12 protein-coding genes are annotated in these 14,753 nt (G+C 66.9%); 7 read left to right on the top strand and 5 right to left on the bottom strand.

What is annotated here, in order from left to right:
• The first annotated feature begins 109 nt into the window (after positions 1 to 109).
• Together ftsZ and lpxC are read left to right on the top strand one after the other, a co-directional pair.
• Positions 110 to 1,330 (top strand): cell division protein FtsZ, encoded by a 1,221-nt coding sequence (gene ftsZ, locus FKV25_RS04330; protein ID WP_141517569.1) that lies wholly within the window; start codon positions 110 to 112, stop codon positions 1,328 to 1,330.
• A 246-nt stretch (positions 1,331 to 1,576) separates the two neighbouring features.
• Positions 1,577 to 2,488 (top strand): UDP-3-O-acyl-N-acetylglucosamine deacetylase, encoded by a 912-nt coding sequence (lpxC, locus tag FKV25_RS04325; protein WP_141517568.1) that lies wholly within the window; start codon positions 1,577 to 1,579, stop codon positions 2,486 to 2,488.
• A 284-nt stretch (positions 2,489 to 2,772) separates the two neighbouring features.
• On the opposite strand, the gene FKV25_RS04320 is transcribed toward lpxC, so the two are convergent.
• Entirely contained in the window at positions 2,773 to 3,219 is a 447-nt protein-coding gene (locus tag FKV25_RS04320) for a DciA family protein (RefSeq protein WP_425462605.1), read from the bottom strand.
• A gap of 7 nt (positions 3,220 to 3,226) precedes the next feature.
• Here FKV25_RS04320 and FKV25_RS04315 point away from each other — a divergent pair, with 7 nt between their 5' ends.
• The 3 genes from FKV25_RS04315 to FKV25_RS04305 all read left to right on the top strand — a co-directional run bounded on the left by FKV25_RS04315 (position 3,227) and on the right by FKV25_RS04305 (position 8,379).
• Positions 3,227 to 4,135 carry a M23 family metallopeptidase gene (locus tag FKV25_RS04315; protein WP_141517567.1) on the top strand — a complete coding sequence of 303 codons (909 nt, stop codon included), beginning with the start codon at positions 3,227 to 3,229 and terminating at the stop codon, positions 4,133 to 4,135.
• 437 nt (positions 4,136 to 4,572) lie between these two features.
• Complete coding sequence (secA, locus tag FKV25_RS04310) at positions 4,573 to 7,317, top strand: preprotein translocase subunit SecA (protein WP_141517566.1); 2,745 nt, start codon at positions 4,573 to 4,575, stop codon at positions 7,315 to 7,317.
• Between the two features lie 117 nt (positions 7,318 to 7,434).
• Positions 7,435 to 8,379 (top strand): Nudix family hydrolase, encoded by a 945-nt coding sequence (locus FKV25_RS04305; RefSeq protein ID WP_141517583.1) that lies wholly within the window; start codon positions 7,435 to 7,437, stop codon positions 8,377 to 8,379.
• A 121-nt stretch (positions 8,380 to 8,500) separates the two neighbouring features.
• Here FKV25_RS04305 and coaE read toward each other — a convergent pair whose 3' ends face one another.
• The 4 genes from coaE to pilB are packed head-to-tail and all read right to left on the bottom strand — an operon-like array spanning position 8,501 to position 13,028.
• On the bottom strand, positions 8,501 to 9,109 hold the full coding sequence (gene coaE, locus FKV25_RS04300; protein ID WP_141517565.1) for a dephospho-CoA kinase: 609 nt from the start codon (positions 9,107 to 9,109) through the stop codon (positions 8,501 to 8,503).
• Positions 9,110 to 9,161: 52 nt separating this feature from the next.
• Positions 9,162 to 10,025 (bottom strand): prepilin peptidase, encoded by an 864-nt coding sequence (locus tag FKV25_RS04295; protein ID WP_141517564.1) that lies wholly within the window; start codon positions 10,023 to 10,025, stop codon positions 9,162 to 9,164.
• A 24-nt stretch (positions 10,026 to 10,049) separates the two neighbouring features.
• Entirely contained in the window at positions 10,050 to 11,306 is a 1,257-nt protein-coding gene (locus FKV25_RS04290) for a type II secretion system F family protein (protein WP_141517563.1), read from the bottom strand.
• A gap of 3 nt (positions 11,307 to 11,309) precedes the next feature.
• Positions 11,310 to 13,028, bottom strand: coding sequence for a type IV-A pilus assembly ATPase PilB (pilB, locus tag FKV25_RS04285; RefSeq protein WP_141517562.1), 1,719 nt, complete (start codon positions 13,026 to 13,028; stop codon positions 11,310 to 11,312).
• A 123-nt stretch (positions 13,029 to 13,151) separates the two neighbouring features.
• On the opposite strand from pilB, the gene FKV25_RS04280 reads away from it, so the two are divergent.
• The gene (locus FKV25_RS04280; protein ID WP_141517561.1) at positions 13,152 to 14,024 is read left to right on the top strand and encodes a glycosyltransferase family 2 protein; all 873 of its coding nucleotides are present in this window, start codon (positions 13,152 to 13,154) and stop codon (positions 14,022 to 14,024) included.
• Entirely contained in the window at positions 14,021 to 14,746 is a 726-nt protein-coding gene (locus FKV25_RS04275; protein ID WP_141517560.1) for a class I SAM-dependent methyltransferase, read from the top strand. The genes FKV25_RS04280 and FKV25_RS04275 overlap by 4 nt, the downstream gene beginning before the upstream one ends.
• Positions 14,747 to 14,753 lie beyond the last annotated feature (7 nt).

The following is a 14,753-nucleotide window of genomic DNA, read 5'->3' as shown; positions in this document are numbered from 1 at the left end:
AAACCCTAAAAAACGTCAGTGGTCGGCATGAGTGAAGTGTGCGAGGTGCAAGCCTCCAATCACGGATCACCATTCACGAATCACGGCACCTACAAGAGAGGACGAGGACATGGCACATTTCGAACTGGTAGAGAGCATGGCGCCCAACGCCATCATCAAGGTCATCGGCGTGGGCGGTGGCGGCGGCAACGCCGTGGCCCACATGGTCAGCAGCAACGTCGACGGGGTGGAGTTCATCACCGCCAACACCGATTCGCAGGCGATCAAGAACTGCGGCGCCAAGCTGCAGCTGCAGCTTGGCAGCAACGTCACCAAGGGCCTGGGCGCGGGCGCCAATCCCGAGGTCGGCCGCCAGGCCGCGCTCGAGGATCGCGAGCGCCTGATGGACGCGATGGAAGGCGCGGACATGGTGTTCATCACCGCCGGCATGGGCGGCGGCACCGGCACCGGCGCGGCGCCGGTCGTCGCGCAGCTGGCCAAGGAGATGGGCATCCTGACCGTCGCCGTGGTCACCAAGCCGTTCCCGTTCGAAGGCCGCCGGCGCATGCAGGTGGCCCTGAAGGGCATCGAGGAACTGAGCCACCACTGCGACTCGTTGATCACGATCCCCAACGAGAAGCTGATCACCGTGCTCGGTCGCAACGCGACGATGATCCAGGCGTTCCGCGCCGCCAATGACGTCCTGCAGGGCGCGGTGCAGGGCATCGCCGACCTGATCGTGCGTCCGGGCCTGATCAACGTCGACTTCGCCGACGTGCGCACCGTCATGTCCGAGATGGGCCTGGCGATGATGGGCACCGGCGCCGCCCGCGGCGACGACCGCGCACAGGCCGCCGCCGAGGCCGCGGTGCAGAACCCGTTGCTCGACGACGTCAACCTGTCGGGGGCCAACGGCATCCTGGTCAACATCACCGCCGGCCCGAACTTCACCATGGCCGAGTTCGACGAGGTCGGCCGCACGGTCGAACAGTTCGCCTCCGAGGACGCCACGGTGGTCATCGGCACCGTGCTCGACCCCGACATGCAGGACGAGGTCAAGGTCACCGTCGTGGCCACGGGCCTCAACCGCGCGGTGGCCAAGCAGGGCCGTCCGAACGAGCAGCGCGCGCCGATCCAGCTCGTCCGCAACGGCACGACCGGGCAGCCCGAGTTCAGCGCGATGGACGACGTGGCGCCGACCGCGGCCCCGAGCTTCGGCGGCAGCCTGCGCCGCGGCGGTGGGTCCGCCCACGAAGCGCCGGCCCCGGCACCCACCGCCGACGTCGCCGATTTCGGCGGCAGCGGCGACTACCTGGACATCCCCGCCTTCCTGCGTCGCCAGGCGGACTGATTGTCCCGCCTGGCCCTGGCCAGGCACCCACGGGCCGGACTCGTCCCCGGCCCCTGGCACATTGGTCCCGGACCCCGTGTCCGGGGCGTTTTGACCGTCCCGTCACGGCGGGTCGGTCAGTTTCGCAACTTCGGGTGACACCCGGGCGACAGGAGCGGCTTTTCGTTCAGGTTCAGCTACCTGCATGATATTCTCGCCGTCACTTGACGCCCCCGCGTCCCCCGTCACGAGGCTCCCGGACCGACCATGCTGCGCCAGCGCACCCTCAAGAACGTGATCCGTGCCACCGGCGTGGGCCTCCACAGCGGCGAGAAGGTCTTCCTCACGCTGCGACCGGGTCCGGTCGATGGCGGCATCGTGTTCCGGCGCGTCGACCTCGATCCGGTGGTCGAGCTGCCCGCGCACGCGGACCTGGTGACCGAGACCATGCTGTGCACCGGCCTCAGCCGTGGCGAAGGCAAGGTCATGACGGTCGAGCACCTGATGTCGGCGATGGCCGGCCTGGGCATCGACAACGCGACCATCGACCTGTCCGCCGCCGAGGTGCCGATCATGGACGGCTCGGCCGGTCCGTTCGTGTTCCTGCTGCAGTCGGCGGGGATCGTCGAACAGGACGCGCCCAAGCGTTTCATCCGCATCAAGCACCCGGTGGAAGTGCGCGATGGCGACAAGATCGCCCGCTTCACCCCGCATGACGGCTTCCGGATCGGCTTCACGGTCGAGTTCGACCACCCCGCCATCCCGTCGTCGCAGTCGCGCGCCGAGGTCGAGTTCTCCACCGCGTCCTACGTCAAGGAAGTCAGCCGCGCGCGCACCTTCGGCTTCATGCGCGACCTGGAGTTCATGCGCGAGCGCAACCTCGGCCTCGGTGGCTCGATGGACAACGCGATCGTGCTCGACGAGTTCCGCGTCCTCAACGAGGACGGCCTGCGATACGCCGACGAGTTCGTACGGCACAAGATCCTCGATGCCGTCGGCGACCTCTACCTCGCCGGCCGGCCGATCATCGGGGCCTACGAGGGCTTCAAGTCCGGCCACGCCCTGAACAACAAGCTGGTCCGCGCACTGATGGCCGAGACCTCGGCCTGGGACGAAGTCACCTATGCCGGCGACGAGCCCGAGCCGGTGGCCTACGTGCCCGCTCCGGCAGGCGCCTGACCGCCTCGTCCGGCGCGCTTCAGCCCCGGGCGCGTGCCCGGACGCCCGTTTGCAGGGAATCCGTTCAGTTCGCAGTCACTTTGGCGTGGTTCTTGGCACGGAATTAACGTGCCTCCGTCACAGACGTGAATAGACGCCCCCTTCTTAACTTATATTTAACAAATTATTTCTGATTTGTTATCTATTAGTTAACAAACGTGGACGGTGGGCTCAGTAGGATTTCACGTCGCTTTGTCATCGGCGATGCAAGCCGGGTTCCGGCCTGCTCGCGGGGAGCGCACTTTTCACGACTCGCCGTCCTCTCCGGGGGCCGGTCGAAGCGTATCGAGTGCCGCCTGCAAGGCCTTCCGGCTTTGCGATGACAGGGGGATGGCCTGAAGCGGTGCCCGCTCCGGCGGTGCATGGGGGGTCGAAGACACCTTGACCACCACTTCGGTCGCAACAAGCCCGATGGAGCGGGCCACGTCGAGCAGTTCCGGGGCCGCAAGCCTCAGTTTGGTCCGCCAGACAGGAGCGTCGACGACAAAAACCAGTGTGCCTTCCTTCACGTTAGCCAAGCGCGCGTGCGAGGCGAGTGAAGGAGGCAAGTGGGGATGTAGGCGACGGTCGAGTTCGCCGAGCCATTCGGCCCGGCGGATCGGATCGCCGGCAGGTTCCGACAGCAACGCGCTCAGCGCGTCCTGCGGAGACGACTGGCGGCGGTGCTTCGACTTGGCTTTGGAATCAGACATCGGACTTATGACCTTCAATAAATTTCAATCGCCGCGACGCACTGCCACCGGTCTGCTCGACCGCGGGCACCGCCTCGGCGCATCACGCCCCGGCCTCTATGCCTCGGTCCTCCTGGTGGCGGGCCTGGGCCTCGGCCTGGGTGCCGCGGCCGTCGGTACCGCATCGCTCCGCGCCCAGGTCGCCGACCAGCAGGCGCAGATCGAGGATACCCGTCGCGAGGCGCAGCGCGAGGTGAACGCACTCGCCGCCCGCCTGGGCGAGCTGCAGGCCGAGGCCAATCGCCTCAATGCGCTGGGCGAGCGCCTGACGCGCATCGGCCAGCTGCAGGACGGCGAGTTCGACTTCGAGAAGCCGGTCGGCGTCGGTGGCGCCGGGCCGGTGGAAGATATCAGCAGGCCCGAGCTGGACGAGGGACTGGAACAACTAGACGCCCAGTTCGATGCCGCCGGCGAGCAGCTCTCCGTGCTTGAGTCGCTGCTGTTCACGCGGCAGCTCGACCTCAACGCCGTGCCTTCGCGGTCGCCGGTCTCGCGCAGCTACATCACCTCGGGCTTCGGCTATCGCGCCGATCCGTTCCGTGGTGGTCGCGCGCTGCACAAGGGACTGGATTTCGACGCCAACACGGGCGACGCGGTATTCGCCGTCGCCGATGGCGTGGTCAGCTATTCGGGCGTGCGCTCCGGGTACGGCAAGGTGGTCGAGGTCGACCACGGCAACGGTTATGTGACGCGCTACGCACACAACTCGCGCCTGACCCGCAAGGTCGGCGAGCTGGTGCGGGCGGGGCAGGAGATCGCCAAGGCCGGTTCGACGGGTCGTTCCACGGGCGCCCACGTGCACTTCGAGGTGTGGGAGAACGGCCGGGTAGTGAATCCGCGCAACTTCCTCAACCAGCAGTCACCGCTGAAGGGCTGAGCCCGGACGCCAGGTGGCCGCAGACGCGCCGCGCCCCTTGGGGTGCGGCGTCGTCGTTTCTGGCAGCGGAGACGCGCGTCGATGCGATCGCGTGCGAGCTTGCGGGCAAGCCTCCCCGTTCCGGCCCTCGACCGCAGGTCTCGGGCGCTCGTCGGCTTACAAGGCATGCCTTGTAAGCAAGCCTCCTCGTTCCGGCCCTGCGCGGCACAGCCGCTCCGGGCGCTCGAAAGCCTACAAGGCAGTGCCTTGTAAGCAGGCTTCCTCGTTCCGGCCCTCGACCGCAGGTCTCGGGCGCTCGTCGGCTTACAAGGCATGCCTTGTAAGCAAGCCTCCTCGCCCCCAGCTACAATCGGGGTGCCTAGGGCGCCCGGCGCCCTTTTCTATTGGTGGATCCGGTCGCGTGCCGATCCCGTTCACGAACACAACCGGTTCCGTCCATGCTCAACAACCTGCTTACCCGTGTCTTCGGCAGTCGCAATGACCGCCTGCTGCGCCAGCTCCAGCGCTCCGTCGCCCGGATCAATGCCCTGGAACCGGAGATCGAGAAGCTGTCGGACGCCGAACTGCAGGCCAGGACGCCGGAGTTCCAGAAGCGCATCCAGGACGGTGAGTCCCTCGACAAGATCCTGCCCGAAGCCTTCGCGGTTTGCCGCGAGGCGTCGCGCCGCGTGCTGGGCATGCGCCATTACGACGTCCAGCTGATCGGCGGCATGGTCCTGCACCTGGGCAAGATCGCCGAGATGCGCACCGGCGAGGGCAAGACCCTGGTCGCGACGCTGCCGGTCTACCTCAATGCGCTCGAGGGCAAGGGCGTGCACGTGGTCACCGTCAACGACTACCTCGCCCGGCGCGACTCGGCCTGGATGGGCAAGCTCTACAACTGGCTCGGCCTCAGCGTGGGCGTGGTCTACCCGGGCATGCCGCACGGCGACAAGCGCCAGGCCTACGCCGCCGACATCACCTACGGCACCAACAACGAATTCGGCTTCGACTACCTGCGCGACAACATGGCGCTGTCGAAGGAAGACAAGCACCAGCGCGAGCTCAATTACGCGATCGTCGACGAGGTGGACTCCATCCTGATCGACGAGGCGCGCACGCCGCTGATCATCTCCGGGCCGGCCGACGAGTCGCCGGAGCTCTACATAAAGGTCAACCGCATCGTCCCGAACCTGGTCCGCCAGGAGAGCGAAGACGGCGAGGGCGACTTCTGGGTCGACGAGAAGCAGAAGCAGGTGCACCTGTCCGAAGCCGGCCAGGAACACGCCGAGAAGCTGCTGCGCGACGCCGGCATCCTGCAGGGCGACGAGGACGCGCTCTACAGCGGCCAGAACCTCAGCGTCGTCCACCATCTCAACGCGGCCCTGCGCGCGCACGCGATCTACCAGCGCGACGTCGATTACATCGTGCGCGACGGCGAGGTCATCATCGTCGACGAGTTCACCGGCCGCACCCTGGCCGGCCGCCGCTGGTCCGACGGCCTGCACCAGGCGGTCGAGGCCAAGGAGGGCGTGCCGGTCCAGCGCGAGAACCAGACGCTGGCGAGCATCACCTTCCAGAACCTGTTCCGCATGTACAACAAGCTCTCGGGCATGACCGGCACCGCCGACACCGAGGCCTACGAGTTCCAGAACATCTACGCGCTGGAAGTGGTGGTGATCCCGACCAACAAGCCGGTGCAGCGCAAGGACCACCCGGACGCGGTGTTCCTCAACCGCAACGGCAAGTACCGCGCGGTCGCCAACGAGATCAAGGAAGCCAACGCCAAGGGCCAGCCGGTGCTGGTCGGCACCACCTCGATCGAGGTGTCGGAGCTGCTCAGCCGGCAGCTGCGCGAGGCCGGCATCCACCACGAAGTGCTCAACGCCAAGCAGCATGAGCGCGAGGCGCACATCATCGCCCAGGCCGGTCGCCCGGGCGCGATCACCATCGCCACCAACATGGCCGGCCGCGGTACCGACATCGTGCTGGGCGGCGCGCTGGAAGCCGAGCTCGAAGCCCTCGAGGCGAGCACCGGCGCGCCGGTCGACGAGGTCACCCGCGCCCGCCTCAAGTCCGAGTGGCAGGCCCGCCACGACGCGGTCAAGCAAGCCGGTGGCCTGCACATCATCGGCACCGAGCGCCACGAAAGCCGCCGCATCGACAACCAGCTGCGCGGTCGCGCCGGCCGCCAGGGCGATCCGGGCTCCTCGCGCTTCTACCTGTCGCTGGAAGACAACCTGATGCGCATCTTCGCCGCCGACTGGGTGCAGAAGGTCATGGCGCGGATGGGGCTGAAGGAAGACGACATCATCGAGAGCGCGCTGGTCACCAAGCAGATCGCCAACGCGCAGAAGAAGGTCGAGGCGCACAACTTCGACATCCGCAAGAACCTGCTCGATTTCGACGACGTCAACAACGACCAGCGCAAGGTGATCTACGGCCAGCGCGACGAGCTGCTGGAAGCCGAGAGCGTGCAGGACAACATCGAGGGCATCCGCGAAGACGTGGTCGACGAGATCGTCGCCCGCTACGTGCCCCTCGACTCGGTCGACGAGCAGTGGGACCTGCAGGGCCTGGAAGCGGGCCTGGAGCATGAGCTGGGCGTCAAGGTCGCGCTGGGCGAACTGGTCGCCGGCAGCGACGAGATCGATGCACGGGACATCGCCGAGCACGTGGCCAAGGCCGTCGAGGCGCACTTCGCCGAGCGCGAGGCGCAGCTGGGCAGCGAGACCACGCGCCAGCTGGAGAAGCACATCATGCTCAACGTGCTCGACCAGAACTGGAAGGAGCACCTGGCCCGCATGGACTACCTGCGCCAGGGCATCCACCTGCGCGGCTACGCGCAGAAGCAGCCCAAGCAGGAGTACAAGAAGGAGGCCTTCGAGCTGTTCAGCGAGATGCTCGACAAGGTCAAGCGTGAGGTCGTGACCCTGCTCGCGCGCGTGCGCATCCGCACGGAAGAAGAGATCGCCCTGATGGAGGCGCAGGAACGCGCGGCCGCCGAGGCCAAGGCGCGGCAGATGCAGTTCCAGCACGCCGACGTGGGCGGTTATGGCGCCGACGAGGAGGCCGCGGCCACCGCGGCGCCCGGCCAGGGCTTCCAGCAGGCAGCACGCGCCATGCCCAAGGTCGGGCGCAACGACCCCTGTCCCTGCGGTAGCGGCCAGAAGTACAAGCATTGCCATGGACAGCTCGACTGACGGAGCCTGTCCGCGCCCCTTTCCCCTGGCTGGTCGAGCGGGCGGGGAGGGGGCGGGAATCCGGAAGCACCGGCTGGCCCCGCGGGGTCGACGCATGGAGCGCGCGTGAGCAAGCGGATGGTGGACGTGGTGGCCGGCGTCATACGCGACGCCCGCGGTCGCGTGCTCCTGACCCGACGCACGGAAGGCCGTGACTTTGCCGGTCGCTGGGAGTTCCCCGGCGGCAAGCGCAAGCGGGGCGAGTCGCCCGAGGCGGCCCTGGTGCGCGAACTGCGCGAAGAGCTCGGCATCGAAGCCGAGCCGGGCGCGCACCTGATCAGCGTGCCGCAGGAGTACCCCGACAAGCGCCTGCGCCTGGACGTGCGCGAGGTCGCCGAGTGGGACGGCACCCCGCGCGGCCGCGAGCAGCAGGCCATGGTCTGGGTCCCGCTGGACAAGCTCTCGCGTTACACCATGCCCCCCGCGGACGTGCCCGTGGTGGCCGCCCTGCAGCAGCCCGACCGCTACCTGGTCACGCCCCTGCCAGACGAGGACGACGGCCGCTGGCTGGCGGCGCTCGACGCCTCCCTGGCGGCGGGTGCCAGCCGCGTCCAGTTCCGCGCGCCGGGCCTTCCGCCCGCGCGCTGGAAATCGCTGGCCTCGTCGGTGGCCCGGCACTGCCGGCGGGCGGACGCGCAGCTGCTGCTCAACGCCGACGTTGAACTTGCCCGCCTGCTCGGGGTGGGCGTCCATCTGACCTCGGCACAGCTCATGGCCCTGGATGCCCGTCCGCTGGCCGCGGAGCTGCCGGTCGGGGCCTCATGCCATGACCTGGACGCGCTGCGCAAGGCCGAGGCCCTGGGCTGCGATTTCGCGGTGCTCGGCACCCTGAAACCCACGCCCAGCCACCCCGGCGTCGCGGGCATCGGCTGGGAGGGGTTCGCCCGGCTGCGCGAGCAGGTCTCACTGCCGATCTACGCGATCGGCGGGCTGGATGCGGGCGACATGGACGAGGCGCGCCAGCACGGCGCGCAGGGCATCGCGGCTATCCGGGGTCTGTGGGTCGACGCCGTCGTGGCGTAGGACCGCGCTGGAACGGGCGGGGCGGGCGCGGGGTTCGCTCCCGGTCATCTGCCTAGGCCTCCTGCATGCGTTGCAGTGCCCGTCGCGACGGTTGACCGAGCGCAGGGCCTCGCCCCGGCGCTCAGCCGGCCAGTTGCCGGTATCGCCGGTCCAAAGCCGCGATATGCGTCGGCAGCGCCTGCAGTTCGCCGTCGTTGACGATGACGTCGTCGGCGAGGGCAAGCCGTTGCGGGCGCGTTGCCTGGGCCTGGATCATGCGCTGGGCGAGGCTGTCGTCGATGCCGTCGCGTGCGACCAGGCGCTGGTGCTGGACATCGGTCGGGACGTCGACCACCAGCACCCGGTCCAGCCAGGGGTACGCCTCGCGGCCGCCGCCTTCCGCAAGAAGCGGGATCGCGGCAAGCACGTAGGGACTCGACGCCTGCCGGCACTGGTCCCCCAGGCGTTGGCGGACGCGCGGGTGGATGATGGCTTCCAGGCGCCGCCTGGCGTCGGCGTCGTTGAATACGCGCGCCCGCATGGCCCCACGGTCCAGGGCGCCGGTGGCGTCGAGGACCCCGCTGCCAAACAAGGCAACCACCTCGGCAAGCCCATCCGAGCCCGGGGCGACGGCTTCGCGCGCGGCCAGGTCGGCGTCCGCGACCTCGACGCCCAGGGTCTCGAACAGCCGGGTGACGGTGCTCTTGCCGGAAGCGACGCCGCCGGTCACGCCGATGATGTAGTCGCTCATGCCCGCATTATGCCGACGAAGCCCGGCCAGCGTCGTCGCGCCGGCTCCGGACTCAGCCGAGCCCGGAATAGCGGAGGTAACCGCCTACGATCCAGTCGCCCCAGAAGAACACGATCCAGCCGGCGATGGCCAGGTAAGGACCGAACGGGATGGGCGTGGCCTTGTCGCGGCCCTTGGCCGCCAGCCAGATGGAGCCGATGATCGCGCCCACCAGCGACGAGATCAGGATGGTCGGCAGGATGCCCTTCAGTCCCACCCAGGCACCGATGGCGGCCAACAGCTTGAAGTCCCCGTGGCCCATGCCTTCCTTGCCGGTGACCTGCTTGAACACCCACCAGACCGACCACAGGCTGAGGTACCCGGCGACCGCGCCCAGCAGCGCAGGCTTGGTACCCATGTAGAGGTTGTCCGCGCTGGCGATCAGGCCCAGCCACATCAGCGGCAAGGTCAACTGGTCGGGGAGCAGCTGGGTCCGCAGGTCGATGCCCGACATCGCGATCAGGAAGCAGCTGAACAGGGCGGCGCCGAAGCCCTGCCACCCGAACCCGAACTGCCAGACGCTCACGAGCGCCAGCAGCATGGTCAGCATTTCCACCAGCGGGTACTGCGCCGAGATTCGTGTCTTGCAGCCCCGGCAGCGCCCGCCCTGGATGGCCCAGCTGATGACCGGGATGTTCTCGTACCAGCTCAGCTGGCGCTTGCACTGCGGGCAGTGAGAGCGTTCGACCACGATGCCGGGTGGCGGTGGGTCGTAGGTTTCAGGCTCGCCCAGGACCTCGCGACTGTCGCGTTGCCACTCCCATTCCAGCCGCTTGGGCAGGCGCAGGATGACGACGTTGAGGAAACTGCCGACGAGCAGGCCGAGACCGGCCACCAGCGGATAGCCGATGGCCGGGTTCTGGTCGAGGAATGCCATGGATTGTCCGGATTGGCGCGAAGGTCAGACGACCGCGGCGAGCTTGAAGATCGGCAGGTACATGGCGACCACCATGCCGCCGACGATCACGCCCAGGAAGACCATGATCAAGGGCTCGAGCAGGCTGGCCAGTGCATCGACGGCGTTGTTGACCTCTTCCTCGTAGAAGTCGGCGACCTTGAACAGCATGGCGTCCAGTGCACCGGCCTCCTCGCCGATCGCCACCATCTGGACGACCATGTGCGGGAACAGGTGGGTCTGCTTCATCGACATGTTGACCGTATAACCCACGGACACGTCGTCGCGCATCCGCAGGACAGCCTTCTCGTAAATGATGTTGCCGGTGGCGCCGGCGACGGTGCCGAGGGCCTCCACCAGCGGGACACCTGCCTTGAACGTGACCGCGAGGGTACGCGCAAAGCGCGCGATCGCCGCGTTGTGCATGATCTGCCCGACCACGGGCACCTTGAGCAGCAAGCGGTCCATCAGCTGCGCGAACGCAGGCGATCTCTTGAGGAGCATGATGAAGAGCACGACACCGGAGACGACCGCCAGCAGGATCAGCCACCACCAGCTCACCATGAAGTCGCTGAAGGAGATGATGAGCTTGGTGAATGCGGGCAGGTCGGCGCCGAAGCCCTTGAAGACCTCCTCGAACTGCGGCACCACGAAGATCAGCAGGATCGAGCTGACGAGCAACGCCACGGCGACGACCATGGCGGGGTAGAACATCGCCTTCTTGATCTTGCCCTTGAGGGTCTCGATGTTCTCTTTGTAAGTGGCGACGGTGTCGAGCACCGTCTCCAGCACACCCGCGCTCTCGCCGGCCCGCACCAGGTTGCGATACAGCTCGTCGAACTGCACGGGGTGCTTGCTGATGGCCTCGTAGAGCGAAAGGCCGCCCTCGATGTCCGCCCTGACGGCGTTCACCAGGTTCTTCATCCTGACGTTCTTCTGGCCCTCGGAGATGATCTCCATCGCGGTCACGATGGGCACGCCCGACTTCATCATGGTGGCGATCTGTCGGCTGAAGACCGCGATGTCCTTGGGCGTGATGCGGCTGCCGGCGCTGCCGAAAAGCGGCTTGCCCTTCGCCTTGACCACCTTGGGGGTGATGCCCTGGCGGCGCAGCTCGGCGCGAAGCATGTTGGCGCTCTTGGCCGATTGCTCGCCCTTCATCACGATGCCGCGCTTGTCGGTGCCCTCCCAGACGAAGATCTCCATCGGGTTGGGGCGGCGCACGGTCGCCTGGGTTTGGGTTGCAGTACGAGTTGCGGACATGGCTTAGTCCTTGGTGACGCGGTTGATTTCGGAAAGGCTGGTGGTGCCGCTCTTGACCTTGAGCAGCGCCGACTGGCGAAGATCGTTGATGCCGGCCTGCTGGGCGGCCTCGGCAATCTGCATGGCGTTGCCGCCGGCAAGGACGATGGCCTGGATCTCCTCGGACATCGGCATGACCTGGTAGATGCCGGTCCGGCCCTTGTAGCCCTCGGTGCAGTCCGGGCACCCGACGGCTTCGTAGATCGTCAGGCCGGCATCGATCTCCTCCTGGGTGAACCCTTCCGCCAGCAGCGCATGCGGCGGCAGGTCCACCTCGCGCTTGCAGTCGTGCAGGCGGCGCGCCAGTCGCTGGGCGATGACCAGGGTCACGGACGAGGTGATGTTGAACGGCGCCACGCCCATGTTCATCAGTCGCGCGATGGTCTGCGGGGCGTCGTTCGTATGCAGGGTCGACAGCACCATGTGGCCGGTCTGGGCCGCCTTGATGCCGATCTCGGCGGTCTCCAGGTCGCGGATCTCGCCGACCATGATCACGTCGGGATCCTGTCGCAGGAAGCTGCGAAGGGCGGCGGCGAAGGTCATGCCGCGCTTCACGTTCATCTGCACCTGGTTGATGCCCGGCACGCGGATCTCGACCGGATCCTCGACGGTGGAGATGTTCCGGCTGTCGTCGTTGAGCATGTTCAGCGCGGTATACAGCGACACCGTCTTGCCCGAGCCGGTGGGGCCGGTCACCAGCACCATGCCGTACGGCTTGTGGATGGCGTCGATGAAGAGGTCCTTCTGCGCATCCTCGTAGCCGAGCTTGTCGATGCCGAGCTTTGCGGCGCTGCCGTCCAGCACGCGCAGGACCACCTTTTCGCCGAACAGGGTCGGCAGGGTGCTCATGCGGAAGTCGATCTGCTTGTTCTTGGACAGGTTCAGCTTGATTCGCCCGTCCTGCGGGACGCGTTTCTCGGCGATGTCCAGCTGGCCCATGACCTTCAGGCGCGCGGCGATGCGCGCCTGGAGCTTGACCGGCACCTTGGCGATCTGCTTCAGCAGGCCATCGATGCGCAGGCGGACCCGGTATTCGGTCTCGTAGGGCTCGAAATGGATGTCGGACGCGCCGCGGCGGATCGCGTCGACGAGGATCTTGTTGACGAACTTGACCACGGGCGTGTCGTCGCCCTTGGCATCGTGGCCGCTGTCGCCGCCGGCCTCGTCGTCGACGCCACCGACCTCAAGGTTCTCCAGGCCCTCGTCGTTGCTGCCCTCGAGCACGTCGCTGTTGTCCAGCCAGCGCTCGAGGTTGCGCTTGATCGACTCCTCCTCGACCAGCACGGCGTCGACCGCCAGGTTGGTCTGGAACTTGATTTCGTCGAGCGCGTGGATGTTGGTGGGGTCGGCGATGCCGACGAAGATCCGGTTGCCCCGCTTGAAGAGCGGCAGCACGTTGTGCTTGCGCGCCAGCTCCTCGCTGACCAGCTTGACGGCGGACTGGCTGGGATCGAGGGTGCCCGGGTCGAACAGGGGCAGGCCGAACTCGACCGAGTTGGCGGCCGCGAGTGCCGGCTGGGCCACCAGCCTCTTCTCGACCAGGTAGGTCGCCAGCGGCTTCTTCTCGGCGGTGGCGGCGGACATGGCTTCGCGGGCGGCGGCCTCGTCGAGGGCCCCGTCCATGACCAGGCGCCGGGCAATGCCGGTGATACCCACCAAGTTGGCGGTCGAAACCGTGTTCATCTGGCCCCCAGACACTCTCCCCGGGACGACTTTACCGCAATCCCGGGCTTTGGCGAACGGACGGAGCGCACCTTTCCGGCACGCCGTTTCAGGGTACTCTTTCGCACGATGAAAGGGGGATGCATGCGCGTTACCGTGGTTTTACCCGCAAAGAACGAATCCGCCGGCCTGGCGCGGACCCTGCCCGGGCTGGCCGATGCCGTGCCGGGTGCGGAGGTCATCGTCGTGGACGACGGGTCCACCGATGATACGGCCGAGGTGGCGGCCCGACACGGGGCCCGGGTCCTGTCCTCGCCCTACTCGATGGGCAATGGCGCGGCCATCAAGCGGGGCGCGCGCGCCGCCGGCGGCGACGTCATCGTCTTCATGGATGGCGACGGCCAGCACGACCCGGCGCATATCCCGCTCCTGCTGGAACGGATCGAGGCCGGTTACGACCTGGTGGTGGGCGCCCGCGACGGCAGTGGCCAGGCGAACCTGCACCGCGGCCTCGCCAACCGCCTTTACAACACGCTGGCCTCCTGGATGACCGGGCACAAGGTGCTGGACCTGACCTCGGGTTTCCGCGCCGTCCGCGCCGACAAGTTCCGTGAGTTCCTGCATCTGCTGCCGAACGGATTCAGCTATCCTACGACCAGCACCATGGCGTTCTTCAGGAGCGCCTATCCGGTCACCTACGTCCCGATCCCCGTGGCCAAGCGCGTGGGCACGAACAGCCATATCCGCCCGCTGCGGGATGGCGTGCGATTCCTTCTCATCATCTTCCGGATCGCCACACTCTACTCGCCGTTGAAGCTGTTCGCGCCCACTGCGGCAGGCTTTTTCCTGACGGGGATCGGCTACTACGCGTGGACCTTTACGACGATGGGTCGCTTCACCAACATGAGCGCTCTGCTCCTGAGCGCGGCAGTGATCGTCTTCCTGATCGGGTTGGTGAGCGAACAGATCACAGGCTTGACCTATCTGGCCGCCCGTTCCAACCAAGAGCCCGGATGAGATCGCATTTTCGTCGAGTCATGGAGGCGTGCCGCGGCACGGTGCTCCATCCGCAGTGGCTGCTGCGCGGCTCCCATGGAGTTGAAGACCTGGTTCGCTGTCTTCCGAAGGGAAGAGTATTGGACGTGGGATGCGCAGATCGTTGGATCGCGAAGCAATTGCCCATGGAGTGCGACTACCTTGGCATGGACTATCCGGCTACAGGTAGGGACATGTACGGCGCGCGTCCGGACTTCTTTGCCGACGCCGCGCGAATTCCGCTCCCCGATGCCTCCATGGAGGCGGTGTTGATGTTGGAGGTGGTCGAGCACCTGCGCTATCCCCGAGAGGCACTCGCCGAATGCGCCAGAATTCTCGTGCCGGGGGGAATTCTGCTTGCGTCGATGCCCTTCCTTTACCCCATGCACGACGAGCCGCACGACTATCAGCGCTACACCCTCCATGGATGGAGACGCGAAGTGGAGGCTGTTGGACTGGAGCTTAATCAGATCCATCCAACACTTAAGGCCATTGAAACTGCAGGCTTGCTGGCATGTCTAGCGCTGGCAGGCGGATTGCAGGATTCCCTGCGGGGCGGCAGGTCAGTGCGAGCAATGGCGCTGCTCCCTGTCGTCGGACTCGTCGTGCCTTCTATCAACGTGATTACCTGGCTGGTGGCCAAGCTCTGGCCGTCGTGGCCGGCTGCGCCCTCGGGTTACGTGCTGAGCGCCACGAAAAAGTGAACCGCGG

This window comes from Marilutibacter aestuarii (genome assembly GCF_006546775.1).
In the GTDB taxonomy this organism is placed as follows: domain Bacteria; phylum Pseudomonadota; class Gammaproteobacteria; order Xanthomonadales; family Xanthomonadaceae; genus Marilutibacter; species Marilutibacter aestuarii.
The sequence above is the reverse complement of the archived record's forward strand: the minus strand, read 5'-3'. Positions and strand labels throughout refer to the sequence as shown.